Annotated in this window: 24 protein-coding genes and 1 other RNA gene; 17 read left to right on the top strand and 8 right to left on the bottom strand. The window is 53.9% G+C overall.

What is annotated here, in order from left to right:
* The first annotated feature begins 296 nt into the window (after positions 1–296).
* Positions 297–2,369: a transglycosylase SLT domain-containing protein gene (locus tag WG929_RS18770; protein ID WP_416207297.1), complete on the top strand. Its 2,073-nt coding sequence runs from the start codon at positions 297–299 to the stop codon at positions 2,367–2,369.
* A 139-nt stretch (positions 2,370–2,508) separates the two neighbouring features.
* Here the strand turns inward: WG929_RS18770 and WG929_RS18765 are convergent, their stop codons facing one another.
* The 4 genes from WG929_RS18765 to WG929_RS18750 all read right to left on the bottom strand — a co-directional run bounded on the left by WG929_RS18765 (position 2,509) and on the right by WG929_RS18750 (position 5,800).
* Entirely contained in the window at positions 2,509–2,886 is a 378-nt protein-coding gene (locus WG929_RS18765) for a Rieske (2Fe-2S) protein (RefSeq protein ID WP_416207296.1), read from the bottom strand.
* A gap of 227 nt (positions 2,887–3,113) precedes the next feature.
* A complete protein-coding gene (locus tag WG929_RS18760; RefSeq protein WP_416207295.1) occupies positions 3,114–3,950 on the bottom strand; it encodes an alpha/beta fold hydrolase in 837 nt (278 codons plus the stop codon).
* On the bottom strand, positions 3,895–4,608 hold the full coding sequence (locus WG929_RS18755; protein WP_416207294.1) for a TorF family putative porin: 714 nt from the start codon (positions 4,606–4,608) through the stop codon (positions 3,895–3,897). The genes WG929_RS18760 and WG929_RS18755 overlap by 56 nt, the downstream gene beginning before the upstream one ends.
* Positions 4,609–4,726: 118 nt before the next feature.
* A complete protein-coding gene (locus WG929_RS18750) occupies positions 4,727–5,800 on the bottom strand; it encodes a M14 family metallopeptidase (RefSeq protein ID WP_416207293.1) in 1,074 nt (357 codons plus the stop codon).
* A 65-nt stretch (positions 5,801–5,865) separates the two neighbouring features.
* On the opposite strand from WG929_RS18750, the gene WG929_RS18745 reads away from it, so the two are divergent.
* From WG929_RS18745 to WG929_RS18730, 4 genes are all read left to right on the top strand, one after another.
* The gene (locus WG929_RS18745; protein WP_416207292.1) at positions 5,866–7,752 is read left to right on the top strand and encodes an ABCB family ABC transporter ATP-binding protein/permease; all 1,887 of its coding nucleotides are present in this window, start codon (positions 5,866–5,868) and stop codon (positions 7,750–7,752) included.
* A 94-nt stretch (positions 7,753–7,846) separates the two neighbouring features.
* Positions 7,847–8,644 carry a 5'-3' exonuclease H3TH domain-containing protein gene (locus WG929_RS18740; RefSeq protein ID WP_416207291.1) on the top strand — a complete coding sequence of 266 codons (798 nt, stop codon included), beginning with the start codon at positions 7,847–7,849 and terminating at the stop codon, positions 8,642–8,644.
* A gap of 165 nt (positions 8,645–8,809) precedes the next feature.
* Positions 8,810–9,226, top strand: a complete 417-nt coding sequence (locus WG929_RS18735) for an acyl-CoA thioesterase (RefSeq protein WP_369854718.1) — start codon at positions 8,810–8,812, stop codon at positions 9,224–9,226.
* Positions 9,223–9,840 carry a MiaE family protein gene (locus WG929_RS18730; RefSeq protein ID WP_416207290.1) on the top strand — a complete coding sequence of 206 codons (618 nt, stop codon included), beginning with the start codon at positions 9,223–9,225 and terminating at the stop codon, positions 9,838–9,840. Before WG929_RS18735 ends, WG929_RS18730 begins: the two co-directional genes overlap by 4 nt.
* Positions 9,841–9,860: 20 nt before the next feature.
* Here WG929_RS18730 and WG929_RS18725 read toward each other — a convergent pair whose 3' ends face one another.
* The gene (locus WG929_RS18725; protein ID WP_416207289.1) at positions 9,861–10,040 is read right to left on the bottom strand and encodes a hypothetical protein; all 180 of its coding nucleotides are present in this window, start codon (positions 10,038–10,040) and stop codon (positions 9,861–9,863) included.
* 252 nt (positions 10,041–10,292) lie between these two features.
* On the opposite strand from WG929_RS18725, the gene WG929_RS18720 reads away from it, so the two are divergent.
* Together WG929_RS18720 and WG929_RS18715 are read left to right on the top strand one after the other, a co-directional pair.
* Entirely contained in the window at positions 10,293–11,231 is a 939-nt protein-coding gene (locus WG929_RS18720; protein WP_416207288.1) for an alpha/beta fold hydrolase, read from the top strand.
* A 239-nt stretch (positions 11,232–11,470) separates the two neighbouring features.
* Complete coding sequence (locus tag WG929_RS18715) at positions 11,471–11,935, top strand: DMP19 family protein (protein ID WP_416207287.1); 465 nt, start codon at positions 11,471–11,473, stop codon at positions 11,933–11,935.
* A 310-nt stretch (positions 11,936–12,245) separates the two neighbouring features.
* Here the strand turns inward: WG929_RS18715 and WG929_RS18710 are convergent, their stop codons facing one another.
* On the bottom strand, positions 12,246–14,639 hold the full coding sequence (locus WG929_RS18710) for a Lon protease family protein (protein WP_416207286.1): 2,394 nt from the start codon (positions 14,637–14,639) through the stop codon (positions 12,246–12,248).
* 164 nt (positions 14,640–14,803) lie between these two features.
* Here WG929_RS18710 and ybfE point away from each other — a divergent pair, with 164 nt between their 5' ends.
* From ybfE to WG929_RS18660, 10 genes are all read left to right on the top strand, one after another.
* Positions 14,804–15,073 (top strand): LexA regulated protein, encoded by a 270-nt coding sequence (ybfE, locus tag WG929_RS18705; protein WP_369854712.1) that lies wholly within the window; start codon positions 14,804–14,806, stop codon positions 15,071–15,073.
* 127 nt (positions 15,074–15,200) lie between these two features.
* An RNA gene (gene ffs / locus WG929_RS18700) (signal recognition particle sRNA small type) lies at positions 15,201–15,297 on the top strand.
* A gap of 78 nt (positions 15,298–15,375) precedes the next feature.
* Positions 15,376–17,532, top strand: a complete 2,157-nt coding sequence (gene dnaX, locus WG929_RS18695; protein WP_416207285.1) for a DNA polymerase III subunit gamma/tau — start codon at positions 15,376–15,378, stop codon at positions 17,530–17,532.
* Between the two features lie 44 nt (positions 17,533–17,576).
* Positions 17,577–17,903 (top strand): YbaB/EbfC family nucleoid-associated protein, encoded by a 327-nt coding sequence (locus WG929_RS18690; protein ID WP_369854710.1) that lies wholly within the window; start codon positions 17,577–17,579, stop codon positions 17,901–17,903.
* Entirely contained in the window at positions 17,903–18,451 is a 549-nt protein-coding gene (locus WG929_RS18685; protein ID WP_416207284.1) for a toprim domain-containing protein, read from the top strand. The genes WG929_RS18690 and WG929_RS18685 overlap by 1 nt, the downstream gene beginning before the upstream one ends.
* 51 nt (positions 18,452–18,502) lie before the next feature.
* Positions 18,503–19,648, top strand: coding sequence for a ribonuclease D (gene rnd, locus WG929_RS18680; protein WP_416207283.1), 1,146 nt, complete (start codon positions 18,503–18,505; stop codon positions 19,646–19,648).
* Positions 19,649–19,681: 33 nt separating this feature from the next.
* Positions 19,682–19,966 carry a YcgL domain-containing protein gene (locus WG929_RS18675; RefSeq protein WP_416207282.1) on the top strand — a complete coding sequence of 95 codons (285 nt, stop codon included), beginning with the start codon at positions 19,682–19,684 and terminating at the stop codon, positions 19,964–19,966.
* Entirely contained in the window at positions 19,963–20,403 is a 441-nt protein-coding gene (locus tag WG929_RS18670; protein WP_416207281.1) for a YcgN family cysteine cluster protein, read from the top strand. Before WG929_RS18675 ends, WG929_RS18670 begins: the two co-directional genes overlap by 4 nt.
* A gap of 3 nt (positions 20,404–20,406) precedes the next feature.
* Positions 20,407–20,781 carry a hypothetical protein gene (locus tag WG929_RS18665; protein ID WP_369854705.1) on the top strand — a complete coding sequence of 125 codons (375 nt, stop codon included), beginning with the start codon at positions 20,407–20,409 and terminating at the stop codon, positions 20,779–20,781.
* Positions 20,782–21,147: 366 nt separating this feature from the next.
* Entirely contained in the window at positions 21,148–23,352 is a 2,205-nt protein-coding gene (locus WG929_RS18660; RefSeq protein WP_416207280.1) for a VWA domain-containing protein, read from the top strand.
* Between the two features lie 134 nt (positions 23,353–23,486).
* On the opposite strand, the gene efpL is transcribed toward WG929_RS18660, so the two are convergent.
* Together efpL and WG929_RS18650 are read right to left on the bottom strand one after the other, a co-directional pair.
* Positions 23,487–24,059, bottom strand: coding sequence for an elongation factor P-like protein EfpL (gene efpL, locus WG929_RS18655; protein ID WP_416207279.1), 573 nt, complete (start codon positions 24,057–24,059; stop codon positions 23,487–23,489).
* Positions 24,060–24,203: 144 nt separating this feature from the next.
* Positions 24,204–25,385, bottom strand: a complete 1,182-nt coding sequence (locus WG929_RS18650; protein WP_416207278.1) for a MalY/PatB family protein — start codon at positions 25,383–25,385, stop codon at positions 24,204–24,206.
* Positions 25,386–25,545 lie beyond the last annotated feature (160 nt).

Raw genomic sequence — 25,545 nt, 5'->3', positions numbered from 1 at the left:
CGTTTATAACAATGATCCGAAGCCCTTTGTGTGGCAAAAAACTGCTGACCAGATCATCGAGTCCATTGCTCGATTATCAGATAAGAACAATACCAAGTGAACTTTTGTTAAGGGACACTAGACCACGCTCAGTAGGTCGATCCAGATCCAGATCTCCACTTTTCCAGACTTCACATTGACCAAGTGCCGTAGCTGAGGTTATTTGAATACTTTTGTCACACTCGTCGACAAAGTGTTGACCATCGTTGATCAATGCTTGAAGATTTCGCAACCCTACGTAAACGTCAGTCACTAAAATGAAAGCAGCACAACTGGTTTTAAGCTTGCTGATCATGTTGTACAGCGTTAGCTCAGTTGCCGATGAAGGCACTGAACATTTTCTGGAACCTGAAGCGGATGCCGTTTATGTGCAATTCGTCGAGATCGAGCAGCAGCTAAAAACAGCGTCTTACGAGGCCGTTGCTGGCCTTCTGACGCCGCTGCAACAGTATCCGCTTTACCCGTATCTGCAATATCAGGCTTATCTGCGGTTTCCGGCTCGCCTCACTCAAGCAGAGGTGAACCAGTTTCTGGATGCGTATCCACTGTTCCCCAGTCGTACCTATTTGCAGCAAGCCTGGTTAACCCAGTTGGCCAAAGACGGTCGCTGGCAAGAATGGATAACCGCCTATCAGCGTCTGCCGAACAAGAGTGCGGCGTACCAATGTGATTTGGCCCAGGCGTATCTGCACACTGATCAGCAAGAACAAGGCCTGGCGCTGACGGCTTCGTTATGGTTGGTGGGCAAATCCCAGCCCAAAGCATGCGATGCTTTATTTGAACAATGGGCACAACTCGGTAATCCAACGGCGAGCATGGCGCAAAAACGCTATTGGCTGGCGGCTCAGGCCGGTGAAATGCGATTAGCCCGCTACTTGCACCGTTATCTGGATGAAGACGGCAACCGATTGGCATCCGCCTATGAAGCCTTGTTGAAGCAACCTGAGCGGGTTGCCACCGCTGATGTCTCCATCTTCCCGGCAATGGCCCAACAGCAGGTGATTAAAAAAGCCTTCCAGAGCCTTGCCCGTCAATCAGTCGAACCCGCAGCGCAACAGTGGCTTGCATACCGATCGCACTTGCCTGCAGCATCTTCTCTTGTACACACGCTGGATGTGTATATCGGCAAGCGACTGGCCTATGCTCAAACCGACACGGCGGCAGAGTTACTGAGTCGCCTTGACCCTGACCATCAATATTCTGAATTAACCGAAGCCAGATTGCGGCAGGCATTGGGTGCCGATGTGATCGACTGGGCCGTCGTACTTACTTTGATAACCACCTTACCGGCCGATCTGCAAGCCTCCGACCGTTGGCAATACTGGTATGTCAATGCGATGCAAAATCAAACACCCGTTAGTCCGGTGGTTGACGATGAGATCGGTGATGAATCGGTGGCCGAAATCAAAACGGTTGAAGGCCAAACCAGTGAAAGTCAGCCGCTTGATGACATCTGGAATCAACTGGCGCAATCCCGCTCTTTTTACGGCTTTCTGGCGGCCGCCCATCAACAGCTGCCGTATCATCTGAATAACCAGCCCTTCAACGTGAATGCCGACGTGCTCACTGAGCTGCAAAAAAATCCAGCCATTCAACGGGCCAAAGAATGGCTGAAACTGGATCGACCGACCGAGGCCCAGCGGGAATGGCTTTCTGCACGGGCAAGACTGGCGCCCGACGAACGGCAGCACATGGCAGCACTTTCTTTCGAGTGGGGCTGGTATCATCGCTCCATTATGGATGCCATTCGTCAGCAGCAATGGAATTATCTGGATGCCCGGTTTCCGCCATTATTCACCGACCTGTTTGATCGCCAGGCCAGTAAAAATGAAATTGACGTAACCTGGGCAACGGCGATTGCGCGTCAGGAAAGCGCCTTCAAACCGGAAGCCATGTCGCCAGTGGGGGCAAGGGGACTGATGCAATTGATGCCATCAACCGCGAAATTGACCGCTAAAAAATACGGCATCTCCCTGGCGGGAACTGAGCCGTTGTTTAACCCGGAAACCAATATTGCCCTGGGCAGCGCTTATCTGGCTGAAATGTACCAACGCTTTGATGGCAACCGCACCTATGCCAGTGCTGCCTACAACGCCGGGCCAAATCGGGTAGAACGCTGGCTGAAAGAACGCGGGCACTTACCTCTGGATGCCTGGATAGAAACCATTCCCTACGCCGAAACCCGCCAGTACGTACAGAACGTGCTGGCCTTTCGGGTGATTTATGCCCAACGGGCAGGACAGGAAGTGGCGATGTTGTCGCCAAGTGAACGGTTGCTGTTGGCATATCAGCAACAGTCAGAGCCGAGTGAGCCAGATACGGTAAATTAACCGAGGGTTCTTCGTGAAAACCTGAAAACCTGAAAACGTTGTTCGGCTCTGTGTTTTTGTAGGATGCCAATAGCCGAAGGCATATTGTATCAGGCGTATTCCTGTATTGGTTGTGCTGTAGTGGCTGTGCTGTTTTGATTCAGCTGCCGGTTTCCGCTATAGGCTTGACTCGTTTGTCAGTAATCCATACGCCGTCGTCATTTTCCAGCACTTTAACAGGTGTTAGTTTTTCGCCGTTACAAATGGCGCTTATCGATTCGCCGCTGACTGGGTCATAGATGATGCCATGCATCGAGCAGCGTAGATTTTTTCCGCTACGGTCAAAAATCATGTCTTTTTCGCAGTCAAGTCTGCGCGGCATATGGACACATAAATTCCGATAGGCCAAACACGTACCCTGATGACGAAAGATCACCACCGAGGAAGGTTCGTTTGCATAGATAACGTCAACGAGCTGGTAGCCACCTTCAGTGAGTTGATTGTTATGACATACCCAGAGGTGGGGTTTGGTATTCATTGGTATTTACCTGCCCTGTTTAAAACAGACTTCAAAGCCTTCGCCACTTCGATGTAGCGTATTCATTTATAACAAATCGTATTTTTTTTGCAGCATCGAATTAATACAACCTGTCGAGTTCGGAGAGTCAGATATCTCCGATGCGGTGTTATCTATGCTGGCAACATTTTTCAGGGCTGTTGGTTGGCTTTGCAAATGAGCTTCCGCTGCTGCTTATTACGTTCTGCTCAGGCTGCGGGCCTGGCGGTGTGGTCGAAACATTCTGCTAACCATGTACCGTCATCCAGCGGCAGGTCGTGTCCGGCGCTTGGGTGTTCCCATAGGGGTTTGTTCCAGTGTTTGGCAATCGCCTGGCTGCATTGTGCTGACACCAGTTGGTCGTTCAGGCTGGTGTAGATAAATGCACGCTGGCAGGGTGACTGGGCGGTGCCTTGATAGCGGCTGGCGGCACGAATCTGGATGGCGATGTTGGTCAGGGTCATGGGGTGGGCGCGGGAGAAATCTTGCCAGTCTTGCAGTTGTTGATGCTGTATGGCTGGATGGTTGAGGGTGAGCTCCATGATGGGTGCTTCGAGAGCGGCAGGGTCGCGAATCAGTCCCGGAGTGGCTCGAAGGAGTCGGGTCAGGGCGCGAGGACGCATGCGTTGCCAGGGGGCTGAGAAGCGGCCAAAGCTGGTGTTGATAAGGTGCAGTTCGGCAATTTCTTGCGGGTAGCAACTGGCCCATTCAGTCGCGATCATGCCGCCCATGGAGATGGCGATCAAGGTGAGTTTTGGTGGTGATTCAGGCAGCAGTTGCCGGGTCTGCTGACGCAGGTCTTCCATCATGTCATGGAGAGTAGCGGGGGTGGCTTCGAGTGATCGTTCACCATTGCCAGCCAGTTCCGGCAGGATGACCTGATGAACTGAAGGCCGCTGGTTGAGGAGCTGGGGGAAGTGGCTCCAGTGGTGGCGGCTGCGAATCAGCCCGCGCAGCAGGACGCAGGTGCGCCCTGGCTGCAGGTGTTGTTTACCAGAGGTCGAAGTAGCGGTGAATGCCGAACTGGAACGTGGTGCCTGCATCATAGTCGCTCGTCAGGTTGGTGCGCTCCAGCGTCAGGCGGTAGTCGTACTGGTGGTAGGTACGTTCTACGCCAACGCGGAAGTGCCAGTAACTGTCGCGGTTGTCGTTACCGAAATTGTAGTCGTCATCAATCTCCAGGTAGCGATGCTGGGCGGTATAAAATTCAAAATCGAAACTGGCGGTGTGCAGGGTGTAGGAGGCTTCCAATACCCGGCGTGGAAACTCGCTGCCCATAAAGTTACTGGTCTGGCGGATGCCCAGAACCAGTGACTGGTTGTAAGTTGCACGCAGAAAGCCTTCGCCATAACTTTGCTGGTTGCTTTCCCAGTCGCCGTGGAAGGTGTTGCGGGTCACTCCCAGGTCAATGCCCCAGTTGTGGCTGATGGGGTGTGAAAAACCGCCAAACAGATCCCATTCCGAGTGGGTGTGATCGTCGTTGCGTTTCAGCTCGCTGGCCCAAAGACCGCCGTACAGGCCGGAAGTGTGTATATAGGTTGTTCCTAGCTGGGCTGCGTATTCACCACGGGTTTCACTGATGCCGTCGCGCATGTATTCCGATACCAGACCAAGGTTGGCACTGAGTTCGGCATGGCTGGTTGAGGTGACGGCAACGGCAGCGGTGCAAGCAAGCAGGGTGGCGATACGGCGTACAAACAGCATGGTGGCGTACTTTCTCTGGGTTGGGTCGAATCAAAGGCGGCTATCATACGCGAATCGGTCGCAGTCTGTCGCCTCGGTGTTGTGCTCTGACTGTGGATTGGCTGTGGCGTTCGTTTGATCAGGGAATCAGTACATTGGTTTCTTTGGCACGTTCAGGATACCAGCGTTCCAGTGCCTGCTGCAGGGAATGTTGGTGTTCGCTGGCGGTGGCGGGAACCCAGGCCGGGCCATTGGCGATGGCGGCCATCAAAAATTCGAATAAGGTGATGTGACGACGCAGGATACGTTGCTGCCGATGCGGCAGTATCGGGTTAAACAGGCCACGATAGTTAAACAGGTGGCGCGGGTTTTTCTTTACCCATAACCAGGAGCCCATTTCCAGGGTCAGTGGCAGGTAGACGCCGTTGGGGTTGGCAGCCCGGTAGCCGTCGTAGAGGTAATCCCAGATGTCGCCACTGGTGGTATAGCTGTTGGCTTGCGGTTCAAACAGGTACAGGTTGTGGTTGGGATAGGAATGCTCAAACAGGCGCGTCATGGCGTAGGCGTCGGGCAGTCCGGGCCAGGGTGCCAGACTGCGGGCATAGGGGAACCAGATCCGGTCGCGATAACCAAAACCGCTGTGACAATCCAGTGAAATACACAGCGACTGGCTGAACAGGGTTTGTGCAATCACCTCGGTCAGGGCGAGGTTTTCGGTTTCCATGGTGTGACCTTTTTTACCCCGATACCAGGGTAAGCGAGCCGATAGCCGTTGGCCACCAACCAGAAACGGCGTGCGGTGTTCGGCTTCGACCGGGGCGTTGCGCATCAGGTCAACACCATTGGTATTGGAGCGGCTGTTTTGCCACATTCCAGCAGGATTGACGATGGGAATAAACAGCAGGCGTATGCTTGCCAGCTGTTGTTGCAGTTGTTCATCCCACTGACTGCGGTGTAACAAGCTGCGCATAAACGCCAAAATGATCTGGCTGCCTATACGTTCAATGCCGTGGACGCCCCCAATAAAGGCCAGTGTCGGAGCGGTTGCAGCGCGAGAGCCCATCTCAATTGCATAGATCGGCAGCTGCTCATTCTGATGGGAAATATGGGCCGGTACGGATATCCGCATGCTGTCACGACCCTCGTCAATCAGGGCTTCCAGTTCAACCAATTCCGGCAAGGCGTTGCGAATGTGGTAAATTCGCCCATTCATAGATGTTTTTCCCCTGTTGGTGCGGCGCTGATCCGTTCTGACTCTAATCATAGAGCACCCTCTGGATGAAATCCTTTTCATCGGCGCATGGTTATGACCCGGTTCCGCCTGCCCGCAAGGGTTGGGACTGGCTGCCCACTCTGTTGCCGTACCTGTTTGAGTTCCGCTGGCGCGTTATTGTTGCCTTGTTGTGTCTGGTTGGCGCCAAGCTGGCCAGTGTCGGTATGCCGTTTTTGCTCAAGCATCAGGTTGATACTCTGAATCAATTACCGGCTGGCGGTGTGCCAGCAGGCGAGTGGTGGTTGTGGTTTCCGCTGGGGTTGTTGCTGGCCTACGGTCTGGCCCGTCTGATGAGTGTGTTGTTCGGCGAATTGCGAGACCTGGTTTTTGGCCGGGTCAGTGAGCGGGCCATGCGCCGTATGGCGTTGCGGGTTTTTCGTCATTTACACAGTTTGAGCCTGGCGTTTCATCTCGATCGCCAGACTGGTGCCTTGCAGCGCGATATTGAACGGGGTGTTCAGGGTATCAGCTTTTTGTTGCGCTTTATTATCTTCAGTATTTTACCCACTGTGCTGGAATTGCTGTTGGTGATCGGTTTACTACTGTTTAATTACCCGCCGGTATTTGCCTTGATTACGGCACTTGCGGTGGTGGTTTATGTGGCTTATTCGTTCCGTATGACCGAGTGGCGGACGCAGTATGTGCGTGAAGCGAACCGGATGGATTCCACTACCCATGCGCGGGCACTCGACAGTTTGTTGAATTATGAAACGGTTAAATATTTTAATGCCGAGCCACGGGAAGCGCAGCTCTATGATGACTCGCTGGCGGAATGGGAGCAGGCGCGCCAAAAAAACCGTTATACGCTGTTTGGTCTGAATGCCGGGCAGGCGCTGATTATCAGCGTTGCGATGCTGTCGATGTTGATGTTTGCTGCCTGGTATGTAGTGCAGGGGACAATGACCATCGGCGATTTCACCCTGGTCAACGCATTTATGTTCCAGTTATTTTTACCGCTGAATTTTCTTGGTTTTGTCTATCGCGAACTGAAGGCATCCATGGCCAATATCGAACGCATGTTCGAACTGCTGGATGAACAATCCGCCGTGAAAGATGAAGGTACGGCTGCCTTTAACCTCAAAGGCGGAGAAGTCACTTTTCGGCAGGTAAGTTTCAGTTACCGTGACGATTATCAGGTGCTGGATCAGCTCGACCTGACCATCCCGGCAGGCAAAACCCTCGCCGTTGTGGGTGGTAGTGGTGCTGGCAAGTCGACCCTGACCCGTTTGCTGTTTCGTTTTTATGATCCGGCGGCGGGTGAAATATTGATTGATGGTCAGCCGATCGATCAACTGCCTCAAGCGGTGTTGCGTGCCAGCCTCGGAATGGTGCCGCAAGATACCGTGCTGTTTAACGATACCCTGAAAAACAATTTGCTCTACGCCCGCCCGGATGCCTCGGATGAGGAGTTGCAGCAGGTCATTACCATGGCGCACCTCGACAGTCTGGTTCAGCGTCATACCGATGGCTGGCATATCGTGGTGGGAGAGCGTGGCCTGAAACTGTCCGGTGGTGAAAAGCAGCGTATTGCCATTGCCCGAATGCTACTCAAACGCCCGGCCATTATGTTGTTTGACGAAGCGACGTCATCACTCGACTCACACACCGAACGCGGCATCATGGATGCCATCCGGCAGGTTTCGAAAGGACATACCACCCTGATTATTGCCCACAGACTGTCGACCGTGGTGGATGCGGATGAGATTGCGGTGATGGACGGTGGCCGGATCGTTGAGCGTGGCAGCCATGTGCGGTTGCTGTCGCAGCAGGGGCGTTATGCTGCACTCTGGCAGGCCCAGCAGCATCAACACCAGCATCAACACCAGCAACAACCGGACTCCGGTGATGTTATGGCAGACGACATACAGGCAGGCGATGGAAACGTGGAATGACAGCGGCCAGCAGGCGTCCATCGTGGTGCCCTGAGTGTTGGCTGGAAACGGTGTACCGAGTAGAAAGGTATGCGGAGGACAAGGAGAACAGCTCATGCAATTACTGATCGTTGATGCGATGAACCTGATTCGCCGTGTCTACGCGGCGGTTGAAAATAGCCCGACGGCACTGGAAGCGACAGCCAGTCGCGCCATTGCCATTATTAACAGCAATGTCGGGCGGCTGGAATGCAGCCATGTCGCGATGGTCTTTGAAGATCACGTTGAAACCTGGCGTCACCGGTTCTGGCCTGATTACAAAAAAGACCGCCCACCGATGCCTGAGAAGCTTCAGAACGGGCTGGATGAATTACGTCATCAACTGGAACTGGCAGGGGTGTATTGCTTCCGCCAGGAGGGATGGGAAGCGGATGATGTCTGCGCTGCATTGGCCAACAAGGCGGCGCTCGCCGGAGTGCCCAGCGTGATTCTGTCGACCGACAAAGGCTTTTGTCAGCTGGTTAACAGCCGTATTCGGGTCGCCAATCATTTTGACCGGCAATTGCTGGATGAGGCGGCGGTTTATGCCCGCTTTGGTCTGCAACCAGGCCAGTTGGTGGACTTCTGGGCGTTAACCGGTGACACCACCAATCACCTGCCCGGTGTGCCCGGTATTGGCCCCAAAACAGCGGCGCAGTTGCTGGATCATTGTTATCGCCTTGATCGGGTGCTGATTGCCCTGGAGCAGCTATCGGAATTGGCAGGGGTTACTAGCCGGATAGTGGACAGCTTGAAAAACCACTGGCAGCAGGCATTGCTGACCCGAGAACTGGCTCGCTTGAGCGATGATTTACCGCTGGGAATCAATCTTCATGATTTGCGGTTTTGTGTCCGGGATACCGAGACATTTTAGCCATATCGGCTTGCAGTCAAACGATCGTTTGAATAAGCGCGCCTGTTTCAATAGAATCGGTTGATCGATGGCGCTGAAAACAGGCACATGGCTAATGACTATTCTGTCAATCCCTGTTTTGATGCCGCCTTAACCAGATGTCCCCAGATGATCAGGAGTAGATGTATGTCAGTTGATATCAAGGTTCGTGGTTACCATCTGGATATCTATCACCACGTAAACAATGGCCGTTACCTGGAATTTCTGGAAGAAGGGCGCTGGGATTATTTTGATCGCCACCACTTTCTCGATTTGTTTGAAGATGATCAGCTGGCTTTTGTGGTCGCCAACATCAATATTTCTTACCGTCGGCCTGCTTACGATGGCGAGGTGTTACGTATTGTCTCGAAGATGGCCAGCATCGGTAACAAGAGCGCACAGATGCAGCAGCAGGTTATGTTGCTGGAAGCGGGCGAGCCAACAGCTGTCGTTGCTGATGCCACTATTACCTTTTGTTTGATGGACGGGAAAACCCAGCGCGCGGTACCCATTTCCGGTAAGGTGCGCGCCGTTCTGGAAAAGATGATTGAGGATGGTCTATGACGCTCGACGAAATATTGTCCGAGATTGGCGGATTTCTGGCCTGTGCGACGCCAGATGCCTGGGTTGAAGAAGCTTTAAAGCAGCAGGAAATCCTGTTGATTGATCATGCCAATTGCGAAAAAAAAGCCGCGACGACGGCAATGAACCTGCTTTACAAGCACGTTGATCGCGAAGACTTGCTGAAAAAAATGAGCCAGCTGGCACGTGAAGAATTACTGCACTTCGAACAGGTGATAGCCATCATGCGCGAGCGCGGTATTGCCTATCGTCATGTATCGTCGTCACGTTACGCCGCAGGCTTGCGCGAAGCGGTACGCAAGGGTGGTGAAAACGAGTTGATTGATGTGCTGATTATCGGGGCCTTTATTGAAGCGCGTTCCTGCGAGCGGTTCGCCAAACTTGCACCCTTGCTGGACAGTCAGCTGGAAAAATTCTACCGCTCACTGTTGCGCTCTGAAGGGCGACATTATCAGGACTATCTGGGCCTCGCACAGCAATATGCGAAGGAGTCTATTCAGCCGCGTGTAGCATTTTTCCGCGCTCTGGAGGGCGAACTGATTGAGCAGCCGGATACCGAATTCCGGTTTCACAGCGGTGTGCCGACTGCTGCCTGAAGCGTCATGTCCGGGTTGGGTCAGTCGGCACAGGCGCGGATAATTTTCAGGCACACATCCGTGACGGTGTGATATTCATCTTCGTCGATAACCTTGGCTTCGAGATCCCGGCGGGCCTGAGATAAGCGGGCTTGGGCGTCTTTCAAATCGGTGAATCGGCGGTTGGCTTCGAGTGCGCGTGTTACAGCTGGTGCGGTCATTGTGGTTCCCTTTTATGTGGTCGTATCAAAAATGCTTCCGTGAAGTCTGGCGTGCTCCGGCCGCGCTGCGTTGCCATGATTGTTATATGCAGTCTGTTGCCTCACCAGTGCTTCTATCACCCATTAGTCTTTTCGCCGTACAGTCTACTGTGTTTTTTTCAGTGCTGTTTTGATCAATGCCCAGTTTGTAGCAGTGAATCCTGACGGTTGTGTCAGCGCGAAATTTTTGGCCAAAACAGGATGGCGGGGAGTATGCCGAAAATTATGAACATTTGTGGTGTCGAGGGTTGGAAAAAGGTTTCGGTCGGCTCAATTTGTGGCTATTGGCGGCAGGGATTAGCGGACAAACCTGTCTTACACCTGTTACATGGCAATGGATTCAGCGGATTGTCGTTATTGGCATTGGTCAATGAGTTGCCAAAGGACTGGTCTTTGCTTGTAACCGATATGCCAGGACATGGCGAATCGGCGGCGGTAACCAACCCCGGTTTTCCTGATTGGGAAAAGCTTGCCGCTGAGTTGGCTCAATATGTTCAATCGGTTTTAGCCGCTGAACGGGTTGCTGGAGTACCTGGGTCGTTTTTGCCTGTGATTGGCGTGGGTCATTCCATGGGGGGGATATTAACGCTAATGATGGCTCACCAGTGTCCCGGCCTTTTTCAGCAGCTTATCTTGCTTGATCCGGTACTTTTTTCTCCGGTTCTGATTCGTGCCCAGAAGGTCTTGCAGATGACTCGGCTTTGGCGTCGAAACCCATTGGTACGCCGGGCCGGTGCTCGCCGTTGTTGTTGGCCTTCGGCAGCAGCAGCGGCGCAGTATCTTGGAGGCAAGGCGCTTTATAAGGACTGGCATGCACTCGCGTTTGACGGGTTTTTGACCACTGGTTTGCGGCCGCAGGAGAATGGTTCGGTAGCGTTGGCGTGCTCACCTTTATGGGAGGCACGGATTTTTGCTTCTGCCCCCCTGGGGCTGTGGCAGACCGTGCGACAAACAACGATACCGGTGCATATATTGGTGGCAGCGTCAGGTTTTGGCTTTATTGCTCCGGGGGCGCGTCGTGCCAGCAGGCTTAATCCGTTACTGCATCATGAGCGGGTGGCCGGAAATCATTGTTTTCCAATGGAGCATCCTGGGCCAACCGCTCGGCGTATTATTGAGCTGACCAGGGCTGCTTCGGTTTGCCCGGACTGAGGATGCTCTTCCCTGTAGATGAAAAAGCACCGCTCCCATGGGTGTTGAAGGGGGGTGGAGAGTATGGAAACAGAGGTTTTTATTGATGGCTGAAATGTGAGCTGCTGTTGCAGGCTGTCTATATCTGTCTGGCAAATGGACACAGCGGAGAAATAGGCAGTAAAACCTTTGTCAAACAATTTTGCTTGGGCTATCTTGACCAGACTGTTCTTTAACTGTGAGAGTGCTGAGTTAGACGTATGAACATGGAGATTCAGGCGGCGCTGGACGTTGCTGATGAGACTGATTCATTTCTTCAGATCACTGATGTGATCTATGACAAGGAAGCAGATTTGGGGTACAACGCCCTGACGGATGCCGAAAAAACGGTTTTCTGCATCGATAGTCTGCTGAGAGAAATGGAAAACGGCGGGTTTGTGCAGTTTTTTCACCACGAGGTTGGCGCTCTGGCGGAAGACACTCTGGAGGCCCTGGAGCGAATCAAGTCCCGCGACACCCACGCGTTACTTGACGAGTTGATTGATCTGTTTCCGGGGCGTGTTGTGCCCAAGGATGAAGACGAACGCATTGCGTTGTTTGATCAGCTTGAAGGTGACCATACGGATGAAATCGCCCAGCTGGATGAGCGCTTTTATGAAGTCAGTGATAGTCTGGTGGGCTTGACTCTGCATTTCGTGGCGCGAAATCTGAAAGGGTTCCACTAGCCGGCTGTTGATTTTTTTGTTTTCGAGGCAGTCCATGCTAGGTAAAAACAGGAAAAAAGAGGGCATTTATAATGAATAAATGACTGATTTTAGCCTGTTGTTAACACCGCAGTGGCGACGGCGATAGAAAATTGACAGTCTGCTAGGTTTTATCCGTTGTGGCACTGCTGGCACGACGGCAGTACGGGCCGCTGGCTTGCACTGCCATCGTGCTGTGCAGACAGTGCAACTTCTGCTGCCCGCCCAGCTCGTGATATTTCATGGCATATTGTTTTGCCAAATACCGACCCTCCAGGGAGGGCCGCGCCCGTTATTTTTTGTTGTCTTGGTCAGCCATGCTCGAAATGGCTTTTAGCCGTTCGATGATGTCGCCATTGACGCTGCCAGCTGGAAACTCACCCTCTTCGTTGACTTGGCCCGCTTCTCTGCGCAGCAGGATTGCAAGCGCCTGATCGACATGGGTAACACAGTGAATGTGGAACTGGCCATCGGTAGCAGCCTGTACAACATCATCATGCAAAATCAGGTTGCGGCGATTGGATGCCGGAATAATGACGCCTTGCTCTCCGGTCAATCCGCGTGCTGCACACAGCCGGAAAAAGCCTTCAATTTTTTCATTCACACCGCCAATGGCCTGCACTTCGCCATGCTGGTTGATAGAACCGGTCATGGCAAAGCTGTGTTCAATCGGGCTATTGATCAGAGCGGAAATCAGACACACCAGCTCAGCCAGTGAGGCGCTATCGCCGTCGATATAGCCATAGGATTGTTCCATCGCCAGGTGGGCGGAAATGGCCAGCGGAAATTTTTGCGCGTAGCGATTGCCTAAAAAACCACTGAGAATCATCACACCCTTGGAGTGAATCGCCTGGCCAAGGCTGACTTCCCGTTCGATATCGACCACGCCCTTGGAACCGGGATAAACCGTGGCGGTAATACGGGCAGGGGAGCCAAAGCTGGTATCTCCAAGTGACATAACGGTCAGACCGTTGATTTTACCGACCGCTCGGCCACTGGTTTCCAACAGCACAGTGCCATCCAGCATCTGTTCAAACAGTTTGTCGTAGACTCGTCCGGTGCGTTGCTGTTTGGCAAGCAGTGCACGGTCGATATGAATCGGGGTGATTTCCGGATCCTGGGCCAACTTGCGAATAAAGTCGGCTTCGGCCAGCAGGTCAAACTGTTCACCAATGTGGGCGCTGAGAGAGTCTTGTTGTTCGGCAAGACGGGCACTGAAGCGTACCATGCGAGCAACGGCATCCCGGCTCAGATGAGCGTATCCCTGCTCTTCAACCCGGCTTTTTAATAGCCGGGAGTAAGCGTACAGGGTGTCGTCGTTGAGGGGCAGGTCGTTGTCAAAATCCACCACTGCTCGGAACAGACGGTTAAAATCTTCATCGTATTGTTGCAGCAGGTAGTACACCTGACGTGAGCCGATCAGCACCAGTTTGATCGACAGGGGGATGGTGTCCGGCAACAAACTGGTGGTGTTAAACAGCCCCATGTCGGAGTAGGGCGATTCCATTTTCAGCTGTTTGGACTGTATCGCCCGTTTCAGGGCATCCCAGACCAGTGGTTCGGTCAGTACCTTGTCGGCATCCAGAATCAGGTAGCCGCCATTAGCCTTGTGTAAGGCACCCTGACAAATACGCTGGTAGTTGGTTACCAGGGCACCCTGGTCGCTGGTGTATTCAATACGACCAAATAGATTGCCATAGCTGGGGTGGGGTTCGTAAACCACCGGAGCGCCGCTATCGGCGGAATGGTGTGTCACCACATTGGGCAGCAACGACTCTTCCAGGCGGTTGCGTTTGACGTATTCTTCCCGCAGTTCCAGCAGACGTTCGTCCACCAGTTCTTCCAGTACCAGCCGTGGCAGGTGTTCTTCCAGTTCGTTCAGATGGGCGGAGACCCGTTCATGGTGACCAAAGCGTTCACGAATCGGGGTCAGTAAGGGTTTGATGGCGTCGCTGATGGTCTGCTGGTTCAGTTCCCGCAGCAGATCGCTGGTTTCACGTTTCCATTGCGGTAATTCGGCTAACTGGTCACCCAGCATTTGTTCGAGGGTGGCAATGGTTTCATGGAACAGCTCGCGTTCCTCTTCATTCAGCTGGGCAAATTCGGATTCATCCAGGGCTTTACCATCGCGTATCGGGGTGAAGCTGATGGCATTGGCATCGCGGTAAACCGCAATCCCTTGTTTGTGAGCGTCTTTTTCGACCAGTTCAATCGCCTTGTCGTATTTGCGGTTGAACTGATAATCGATAGCGGCTTTTTTCTGCTGGTAAGACGGGTGTTCCAGTACGGCCGGAAACGTGGCCAGCAACTGGTCAATCAGCTGACGGACATCATCGCGTAGCTGATTGGCTTCCGCTGGTTGTAACTCAACCACCCCCGGTTCTCTGGGGTTGCTGAAATTGTTGACGTAGCACCATACCGAAGGCGTAGCCTGGCGTTTGGCTTCGCTTTTGAGGTAGTCCCGGACATAGGATGAGCGGCCGGTACCGGTATCACCCATTACAAAAATGTTGTAGCCGGGACGCTGCATGGCCACACCAAACTGAATGGCGTTGACGGCGCGTTCCTGGCCGAGGACGCCATGGAAGGGTTCCAGCTCTTCAGTGGAGATAAAATCCAGCAGTTCGGTATTCACTGCTTGTGTCAGCTGGTCGGAGGATAAACGGGTAGCTAAGGTATCGGACATCGGTAACGTGTTCAGCAAAGAAAGCAGTCAACAGTATTGAGATGCGAGGCCCTTGGCAAGTTCTGTTGCTGTCATGGCGAGCAGAGAAGGGGGAATCGTTCGCTATGGCGTTGCAATTCATCGTCAAGGCGGCATAATGCCGCCGTTTTTCAGCCGGATCTGCTATGTCCATTCAACCCGAAGATCGCACCACCATCGATATGTTCTCGTCTCCCCGCCGTGGGCGGCCAAAGAGCAACCCTTATGATCGTCGAGTGCAGAGCCGGTTTAACAAGCGCTTTCAGCGTCAGCGTGACAAGGAGCGCGGTTTGCAGCGGCTGGAAGTGAAGGTCGAAGCGGATGTCATTGATTATCTGGATCTGGCTTGTGATGATCTGGGGCTGAGCCGGGCAGACATCATTAACCTGGCCCTGAAACATTGGCTGCACCTCTGATTGATATACCTGTTCGGATATATTTTCTTTAAGTTAAGTCCTTTCTTTAGGTTAATTCCTTGATATCCCAAAAAGTTATCTGTAGGATTTGCCCTCCTGTCGAAAGTCAGGCTGTTATGGTGGCTCCTGCTGGTCCCCTCGCAACGATAAGCTACGAACCCCGCCAGGCCCGGAAGGGAGCAACGGTAGTAGTCGACTCGTGTGCCGGGGTGTGGCTGGCAGGAGTCATCTCCAATAACACTGACATCCTGCCCGCCAGTCGTTATCATGCGCCTTCCTTGTTTTAGCCGAGTCAGCGTTCCATGAGTTATCAGGTACTTGCACGTAAGTGGCGGCCCAGGTTCTTTGACGAAATGGTCGGCCAGGAGCACGTACTCAAAGCGCTGATCAATGCGCTGAATGAGCAGCGGCTGCATCACGCGTACCTGTTTACCGGCACCCGGGGTGTGGGTAAAACCACCATTGCCCGTATTCTTGCCAAATGTCTGAATTGCGAACAGGGCATCAGTGCCCGGCCATGTGGCGAATGTTCTTCTTGTCGGGAAATCGCCGAAGGCCGCTTTGTTGATTTGATCGAAGTCGATGCCGCATCCCGTACCAAGGTCGAAGATACCCGCGAGCTGCTTGATAACGTCCAGTACGCTCCGACTCGTGGACGCTTCAAGGTTTATCTGATTGACGAAGTACACATGCTTTCCACGCACAGTTTTAATGCGCTGTTAAAAACGCTGGAAGAGCCACCGGCGCACGTCAAATTCCTGCTTGCCACCACCGATCCACAAAAATTACCCGTCACGGTCTTGTCCCGTTGTCTGCAGTTCAGTCTGAAAAACATGACTCCGGAAAGCATTGTTGGCTATTTGGAAACCGTGTTGCAAGCAGAAGACATCCGCTATGAAACCCCGGCGCTGTGGCAATTGGGGCGCGCTGCCCAGGGCAGCATGCGTGACGCCCTCAGTCTGACTGACCAGGCCATTGCGTTTGGTGAAGGGACGGTGCTGGAAACCCAAGTGACCAGCATGCTGGGCACCATGGATCGGGGGCGCCTGTTTAAAATGGCAGAGGTGATGGCCAGGGCCAATGCTCGTGAAGTGTTAACCGAAGTAGCGGAAATGGCCGAGCACGGCCCCGATTTTGATGAAGTTGTCCAGGGCCTGCTGACGATCTGGCACCGGGCGGCACTGGCCCAGATTGTGCCGGATGCGATTGAAAATTCTCAGGGTGATCGCGATGCCGTGCTGGCGTTGGCGGTTGCCATGAATGGCGAAGACTTGCAGTTGTATTATCAAATCGCCCTCAGTGGCCGCAAGGATCTGGCGCTGGCGCCTGATCCGCGCCAGGGATTTGAAATGCTGCTGCTGCGGATGTTGGCGTTTCGGCCGATGCCGGAACAGTTACCAGCAGCGCTGGCGAATCTGGATCTGGATTCCGCGCTCACCAGCCCGGCGGCTCAGGCTGACCCGGATGGCGGGCAAAAAAAAAAGTCACTGACGGGCCTTCCTTCTCCTGAGCAGGATAGCGTTGTCGCCACTCAGCAACCCGACGCTGTCGGCGGTGAGGTTGTTGTACCGACTGACGTTTTGCCTGCTGAACCTGCTGAAATAGTCCCCGTCGAGTCTGAGTGGCAGGATCTGCCAGCAACAGCTCAAGCAACCCCAACAACCCAAACGGCTCCAACAAGTTTTCCGGATACGGGTGTTTTGCCGGTATCCGCTCTGAGTGCAGATGATGTGGTTCATGAGACAGGCCCAGGCAGCGCCGCGCCCACAGTCGTGACAACTTCAGATCCGGCCCACGAGCCGCCTCCCTGGCTGGATGAAGAAACACCCAGCACGTTACCGCCACCACTACCGCCAAGGGTGTCGCTTCCTGATGCTCCCGAACAGCAGGTTGTTGTTCAACCCTCAGTACCTGTTGCTGATCGCGCTGCCATCGCCGGTGGCAATCTCAGCCGTCTGATGGATGCACCTGCCGATAACACCATGACGTTTGAGCCAGCACCGCAGGCCACTACGGCACCCAAAGCGGTCAAAACGGTTCAACGCGCCATCGTCAACCCGGAACATTTACCGCCACTGGCTCCTCATACCTGGTGGATGTGGCTGGAACACCTGCCGCTGGCCGGGCTACCCTTGTCCATCGCTCGTAATAGCGCGCTGGTGGAAGTACGCGATTCGCTGTATTGCTTCGATGTTGATCCACAACAAGGTGCGCTGTTTAATCCAGGTCAACAGCAGCGGGTCGAACAGGCGTTACAAACGCTGGTTCCGACGGCCAGAATTGAAATGGTATTACGTAGCCCGGCCGGAGAAACACCGGAACAACGACGTCAGCGTATGGCGGCAGAAGCAGGCTATATTGCCTTGCAGTCAATCGAGACGGATGATCATGTCCGCAATATACTGACAGCTTTTAATGCGACAGTGGTCGAAGACACGATTCGACCACTGGGCGAATAATATAACCCGTGCGGGCAAAAGGCCCGCCATCCGAGGAGATCGACATGATCAAAGGCGGCATGGGCAACTTGATGAAACAAGCCCAGAAAATGCAGGAAGATATGCAAAAAATGCAGGCCCAGCTGGCAGAGGCCGAAGTGACCGGCGAATCGGGCGCTGGGCTGGTAAAAGTCATTATGAATGGTCGTCACGACGTCAAGCGGGTCGCGATTGACGATTCCTTGATGACAGAAGACAAAGACATGCTGGAAGACTTGCTGGCCGCTGCGGTGAACGACGCGGTACGCAAGATCGAGAGCGCCAGTCAGGAACACATGTCGAAAATGACGGCAGGCATGGGCTTGCCACCGGGTATGAAACTGCCATTCTGATGGCAGTACGCGGTGTTATTCCTGCGCCCTTGGTGGCGTTGGCCCAGCGTCTGGATCAGTTGCCAGGAATTGGGCCAAAGGCCGCCGGACGTATGGCGCGCAAACTGGCACTGCAACCGACCCTGGCCGCTGATATTGAAGCGGCGCTAGTGGCAGTGCGCCGTCAGGTGTCGCTGTGCCCGGTGTGTCGCTGTTATAGCGTGAGTGGTGAGTGTGGCCAGTGTTCAGGGCAGGCGGAAGCGGATACCGAGTTATGGGTACTGGCACAGCCTGAACAACTGACGGATATTGATCCCGCCGCACAATGTTTTGTGCTGCATGGCTTGCTCTCCCCGGTGGATGGTATCGGCCCTGAGCAACTGGGACTGGGCGCCCTGTATCAACGTTTATGCGACCCGCAGCGACAGCCGTCGCGGCTGGTGATTTGTCTGGATACGTCTGTTGAAGGGCGTACGACCGGATTCTATGTGCAAACCCTGGCCCAACGGGCCGGTGTGCCTTTTTTGCAGCAACCGGAAAGTGATTCCGATGTGGCTGCGACCGACTAGTGTTCAGATTTGCCGGGCCGGTGTGCCGCAGCTGAACCAGGGAGAGATGTGTTGACCAGCCCTCAAGTGCCCGAGCCAATCTGGCTTACGACCAACCAGCAGCTGGCGGAAGCCTGTCAGGGCTGGATGAATGAGGGCTTTCTGGCACTCGACACCGAATTCGTCCGCACCTCGACATTTTACCCGCAAGTCGGGCTATTGCAGGTGGCAGACAGTCAGCATTGCTACCTGATTGATCCGCTCAGTGTGACCGAATGGCAGCCACTGGCGCAGGTGTTTCAGGCTGTTGCTGTGACCAAGGTCTTTCATGCCTGTGCTGAAGACCTGGAAGTTTGCCGGCAGCTGACCGGAGTGTTACCCAGTCCACTGGCAGACAGCCAGCTTGCGGCCTCAATGGCCGGGTTGGGCGGATCGATGGGCTTCCAGCGACTGATTGCTGCCTTGCTGGATATTGATATCGACAAGGAAGAAACCCGCTCGAACTGGCTGGCGCGACCGTTGAGCCAAGACCAGATTCGCTATGCGGTTGCCGATGTGTATTTTCTGCGCCAGATTTACCCCATGCTGGTGGCAAAGCTGGTCAGCATGGATCGCATGAGCTGGCTGGAAGAAGACTGCCAGCGCACGATTGAAGAGCAGAGCCAGCAAGAAGTGCCCAAAGATTATTATCGACGGGTCAAACTGGCCTGGAAGCTGCGCCCGCAGGAGCAGCACCTGCTGCAAGAACTGGTGGGCTGGCGCGAGTTGCAAGCGCGTGAGCGTGATGTGCCTCGTAGCAAGGTGGTGGATGACAACAGCCTCTGGAATATCGCACGCTACAAACCCAAAAATCGGGATCAGCTAGTGAAAGCCGGTTTGCGACCCGAGATGGTTCGTAAAGATGCTCAAGTGCTGCTGGAAATCGTGAGCCAGGCGATGGCGGACGATAACGCTCTCTGGCCAGTGGCGCTCGACCGACCGTTGACACCCGAAGCCGGACAGTGGCTGAAACTCACTCGGGATGCCGTTGCCAGTCGTGCAGCCGTGCTGGAGATACCGCCAGAAATCCTGACCCGGAAAAAAGCCCTGGACGCGCTGATTCGTTCCGGCTGGAACAGCGGCACCTATGTCTTACCGGATGTACTTCAGGGTTGGCGTAAATCCCAGATTGGCGACACCTTGCTGGATATGATGACCAAGGTGGACGACCGTCACTGAGCCACATGGCTCGACCTACCGCAGGAACTGAACATGAACAAAGTACTTTGCGACGTATTTAAAAGCCGCAAAAAAGATGAAACCTACCTGTATGTCTCTCGCAAGGACGGCCTGAAAAAAGTGCCGGAAGTCTTGCTGGAACAATTCGGCAAACCTGAACTGGCGATGACCATGATCATCACACCGGAAAAACAACTTGCCCGGTTCTCCGGTGAGCGCATCCTTGAACAAATAGCAACCCAAGGGTTTTGCTTGCAGATGCCACCACCGAAAGAGACCGACAAGCTTGATCTGTTCTGCAAACTGGACACCGAATGAGCCAGGGCGCTTTCTGGCAATACAAACGCCTGGATGACATGAGCAAGGCCGAGTGGGAATCACTTTGCGATGGCTGCGCTCGTTGCTGCCTGCAAAAGCTGGAAGATGAAGACACGGGCGAGGTTTACTATACCGATATTCACTGTCGCTATATGGATACCACAGATTGCCGCTGTACCGTCTATCAGCAGCGTCAGGAAAAAGTGCCAGCCTGTGTCTGGTTAACACCGGAGCAGGCGAGCCAGTTTTTCTGGCTACCGGATACCTGTGCCTATCGTTTGCTGGCCGAGGGCAAGCCACTGTTCGACTGGCATCCGCTGATCAGCGGTGACTCGAACTCGGTGCACAAGGCCGGGATTTCGATTGCGGGGAAGGGGGTGCCTGATGATCAGGTACCGGAAGACGATTGGGAAGATCACATAATCTGGAAAGCATGACGCATGGATAACCTCTATAACCCGGTGCAGGCTTGGGCAATATACCTTGGATTTGCACTGCTGGGCTGCTGGTGCTGGCGCGCCATGTTCTGCTTGATGACATCGTCGAGTGTCCTGCGCGATATGCTGGTAATGCTTGGCCCGGTATTACTGCTGTCGCCAGCCCCGATCAGCCCAGGTTCTGACTATTATGCGCCAGCCTTTATGGTGGCCGCTTTTTCAGCGCTAAGTGATGAACCTGTCATCACTCAAAATGCCCTGACCTGGTGGCTGGTGGGGCTGTTGCTTGGCATCCTTTACGCTCTGGTGCGTTGGATCGTCCGTTTGCAGCGTCCGCTGTCGACCCAACCTCCCGATGTAAACTACGCCCACGAGTAATAAGCCCTGCTGCTTTGGCTTCCCGGCAAATCTCCTCCAGCTGCCGTTGTGTGATGGTGACGCAACGGCGGTTATTCACTTTGTTTTTCTTTCTGTTGCTGGCCTAAACAAAGATCTTTGCTAGGTTTACATAGAGTGCTGATGAATAAAGCAATCTTTGTGTAAGCCGTTGCTACCGCATCCGGCTTGCTTTCCTCTTGTAGACAGGCAAGGAAACCGGGCAAGACTCTATGCTGGATGATATGCACCAATACGATGATCAACAGGATCCGGGTGTGACATGCCCTCATCGCCTGGCTGGTACAGCACGGAGCAAGGGCGTCGAATGTCGGCAGCTAATCTCTGATTTTGCTCGGGAGCCTCGATATGTGTCGTTTACTACCGTGGTTTGATATTCGATGGCTGTTCCGTTCGGCAATCTGTGCCCTGGTTGTGCTGCTGGCATGGTTGCCGACACTGGCGTTGGCCGCCGCAGCGGATGCTGATCGGGTTGATGTCCGGGTCATTATCGATATCTCCGGCAGCATGAAGCAGACCGACCCGAATAATTTGCGTATTCCGGCGCTGAATCTTGTCGTGGAGTTACTGCCGAACGGTGCCCAGGCCGGAGTCTGGACTTTTGGACGTTACGTCAACATGCTGGTGCCGCTGGCAGCGGTCAATGATGATTGGCGTCTTCGGGCCAGAGCCGCCAGCCAGCAGATTAACTCGGCAGGGCAGCGCACCAATCTCACTGAAGCACTCGACAAGGCGAGCTGGAAAATAGCCACCGACAACGGCTACCAACAAAGCGTTATTCTGCTCACCGATGGCATGATTGATGTTACCCGTGGCGGCCCGGATGCGGCGGCTAATGTGGCTTCCCGGCAGCGCTTGCTGCAACAGGTACTGCCAAAGTTCAAACAGGCCGGTGTGCGTATTCATACCCTGGCTTTGTCGGATGCCGCCGACAAGGCGCTGCTGCAGCAAATAGCGCTGGAAACTGACGGGCTGTTTTTACAACCACAGAATGCCGATGATCTGACGCGCCACTTCTTGCGGGCATTTGAACGTTCGGCTCCGGCAGAACAAGTGCCGCTGAACGACAATCGTTTTTCCATTGATGCCAGCGTGAAAGAATTTACCGCCCTGATCTTCCGTAAGCCGGGTGGTCAAACGACCCGGCTGATATCACCGTCTGGCAAGGTATACGATGCCAACACCCGCACCGCTGAATTGCGCTGGCACCGGGATGTCAATTTTGACCTGATGACACTCACTGCGCCTGAATCTGGCGAATGGCAGGTTGAAGCGGATCTTGATCCCGAAAACCGGGTGCAAATTCTCTCTGACCTGACGTTGCAAGTGGAGGGTATCGACGCCACTATTTTTAGTGGTGACCCGCTGGATATCGCCATTGCGCTGAATAACGAAGGCAATATGGTGACGGCTGGTGCCTTGTTAGGGCTAACCGATTTTACCCTGACCGTTACCACGCCGGATGGCCGCTCCGGCAGCAAACTGATTTCTGATCCGGAATCCCTCCCTGACGACGGCATTTTTCGGGAAACTCTGGAACGCTTCCGAGCACCTGGTGAATACCGCTTTGAAATTCAGGCACAGGGCCGAACCTTCTCTCGCAAACGGGTGATGAGCGCCAGTCTGGCCGAGCCATTTGTGGTGAGTCGTAACGAAGATACTGCCGGGCAAGTGTTGACCATCAAGGTAGCAGCTACGTCCGAACTGGTTGATACCGGACTTAGCCGGGTATTAGTGCGTAGCGTTAACCCGGATGGCAGTTCCAAAATCACATCGATGTCATTTAACTCCGAACGTCAGAGCTGGGAATTACCCGCGATGGCCACCGAAGGTTCAGGTATCTATCAGTACGAATTAAATATTCGTGGTGTCACAACGGGGGGCAAAACCTTCCGCAGCCAGCCGGAAATCCTTCAGGTGCGTTATCCTCTGGGTCAAGCACCAGCCCCGGTAAACGCTCCTCTGGTGGATCAGCCAATAACGCAAGTACCGGTTGCTCCAGCCGCACCGGCTCCAGTGCCAGAAGAAAAGCTGAATGCCGAGCCAGAACCGCTGCAAGCCAGAGCTGAAGTCGCAACACCGGTCGCCAAACCGCCGGTTGAGATGCCTGCAACAGCCAAGGCCGAATCGAAAGAAACTTCCACTACGGATGACAATAATAAGCCTTCGTCCAGCGGGCTCTGGCTAGCGATTGTTGCGGGTGTTGTTGGATGCTTGCTGATGGGTGGCCTGACGTGGTGGTTCTTGCGTCGGAAAAAATCTGCTGTGGTGGCGGCAAAGCCAGAGGGAGCATCAAGCTCTTTGGATGACGACGATGCGGCAGAGGCGGAAAACATCAAGAATATGGATGATTTCGAAGCCTTTATGTCGGAAGGCGAGGAACAGATTGTGGGTGAGGACGATATTTTGTCAGATAAGGACAATCCGGTATCGCTGGCTGGCGATACCGATATTGACCCACTAACCGCTGCCCAAGCCGATGAAAACATTGGCGAGCTGGACGACAACGATGACTGGGGTGAATTTGATACGGATGACGACAACAAAAACTGACGTTGCGGTAAAATCGATACTGGCACCAAAGCCAAAATCAATACCGGAACCCATACATACGGGCTACGCTGTGGCCCGCATTACATTCCAGCCAGCTGCCAGATAGCCAGCCAGCTGGATAGATTGACACGTCGTTACTTACCGGCACGGCCAAGGAAGCGACGCTCTTCCACATTAATACGAATCACATCGCCCGTGGAAATATGCTCAGGTACCTGCACCGTCAGACCGGTAGTCAACCGTGCTGGCTTGGTACGCGCCGTTGCCGAGTTCCCTTTGATCGATGGCTCGGTATCCTCGATTTCCAGTTCAACAATAGAGGGCAGAATCAGCCCGACGGGCTGACCATCAACGACCAGTACCTGCAAATCCTGGGTTTGATCATTGACGAAGAGAATTTCTTCTTCAATCACTTCCTGATCCAGATGGTAGGGCGTGTAGTCTTCGTTATCCATAAAGACCCAGGCGTTACCATCGACGTAAGAAAACATCGCCGGGCGGCGCGTCAGATCGGCAAACGGCAGCATGTCTGAATCTTTGAAGGTTTCATCCATTTTTTGGCCGCTAACCACATCGTACATCCGCATGCGGTAAAGGCTGCCACCGGCACGACCCTGAGGCACAGAGCGCTCAATGTCTTTAATAAAATACACTCGACCGTTGTACTCAACGGCGGCGTTCTTCTTGATCTCACTCGCTTTTGGCATGACTGCTGGATCCTCTTGATGATGTCTGCATGCTGGGGCGCAGGGGCCCAATCTGAGAGGCGCGACTATACGCTGTTAGTCGCGGAAAAACGACTGTCTGCCACCAGCGGCAGAAGGTGCCGTCGAAAGAACGTATTACACTGGCTATCCGTTAATTACCCGATACAAACGCTCAAGGCCGTCCTGCAGCAAAACCCTGGGGCAGGCAAAGTTCAGGCGAATAAACGCAGCGGCGGTTTCAGAACCCGGCAAAAACCCGTTGCCGCTGCTGATACGCAGCTTGCCGTCCGTCAACAGACGGTGCGCCAACTCATCGGATGACAGCCCGGTGGCGGTGGTATTGATCCAGGCAAGATAAGTGGATTGTTGCGGATACAATGTCAACTGAGGCAAGCGGCTGTGCAGAAACGACTGTATCAGCTGATAGTTGCCGTACAGATAATCCAGTAACGCATCCAGCCAGGGGCCGCCTTCGTTATAGGCTGCAATCAGACCCTCTACCCCAAACGGATTCACCTGAGCAACATCGTGGATATGCAGCGCTTGCTGGATGAGCGCCTTAATACCCTGATCCGCGACAATGATATTGGCGATCTGTAATCCGGCCAGATTAAAACTCTTGCTGGGAGAGTTCAGCGTGATGGCATTGGCCTGATACTCCGGCCCAAGGGTGGCGAACGGCTGATGAGACTCGCCAGGAAATAACAAGTCACAATGAATCTCATCGCTCACCACCACTACCTGATGGCGCGCACAGATGTCTCCCAAACGACGTAACTCCTCAGCTGTCCACACCCGCCCGGAAGGATTGTGCGGATGGCATAACAGCAACAGCTTGTTACGTGAATCCGCTGCTTGCTGTTCCAGATGGGTAAAATCCATTTGATAACGGCCATTGATCAGCCGCAACGGATTTTCCACCACGTTGCAGCCCTGATTCCGAATCGATGAGAAAAAACAGTGATACACCGGTGTTTGTACAATCACGCCATCCCCCGGCGTGGTAAGCGCCCGCAAGATGGCTGAAATCGCCGGTACGACCCCGGTTGTTGTCAGCACCTGGTCACGTTGAATAACAAAGTCATAACGACGCTCAAACCAGCCAGACAGCGCCAGATAATAGCCATCGCGAATCAGCGTATAGCCAAATACCCCGTGCTCTACCCGGCGTGCCAGCGCATCCAATACAGCAGGTGCCGCGCTGAAATCCATATCCGCGACCCACATCGGCAGCACATCGGCACCCGGATTAGAATCCCACTTGAACGACCCCGTCTGGTGACGAGGAATGATGGCGTCGAAATCAAATGAAGCGGGGGCAGCCATACGGGTATCCTGAAAATAACAGCAGCAGCCATGAACAGTACTGATTTTTTACCGGGTCAGAAAGAGGGAGTAGAGGTTCTGAATCAAATTCAGAATGATGAATGACGTAGGGCCCGGCTCCGTCCGTGGCCGTTGTGCGATATGCGCCGTTGTGCAATAT

Origin of the sequence: Oceanobacter antarcticus, from assembly GCF_044962685.1 — a bacterium.
In the GTDB taxonomy this organism is placed as follows: Bacteria; Pseudomonadota; Gammaproteobacteria; order Pseudomonadales; family Oceanobacteraceae; genus Oceanobacter; species Oceanobacter antarcticus.
This window is presented reverse-complemented; position numbering and strand designations above follow the sequence as displayed.